The sequence below is a fragment of the Aquirufa sp. OSTEICH-129A genome (genome assembly GCF_054558355.1).
In genome coordinates, this window is sequence record NZ_JBPXKC010000018.1 from 1 (window position 1) to 357 (window position 357).

Here is a 357-nt window from a genome sequence, read left to right on the forward strand (position 1 = left end):
CCACCGCTGATGGAACAGTTACTCTTACTCGTAAGACAGGTACTGGTACATTAGGTGGTACACTTACAGGTACCATTACTTCTGGATCTAGTGCAGTTACCATCTCAGGTGTTACTTATACCAAAGCTGAAACGGGTGTAGTTTTAACTGCAACAGGAACTGGTGCTGGTAGTAATGTAGCAGCCAAAGTTGGTGATTCTAATGCATTCACTGTTGTGGCTGGTGCTGCAGATGCTGCCATTTCTACCTTAACTCCTACTTCGGCTAGTATCGTGGCGGACGGTTCTACTACTCAAGTTTTAACCGTGACTGCTAAAGATGCCAATGGAAATAATTTAACTGCTGGCGGTGCTACTG

1 protein-coding gene is annotated in these 357 nt (G+C 45.1%); it reads left to right on the forward strand.

Features of this window, described 5'->3' with window-relative positions; all coding sequences use genetic code 11:
- Positions 1 to 357 (forward strand): invasin domain 3-containing protein (locus SKC36_RS12330; RefSeq protein WP_459466076.1); only part of this gene is annotated, 357 nt, incomplete at both ends.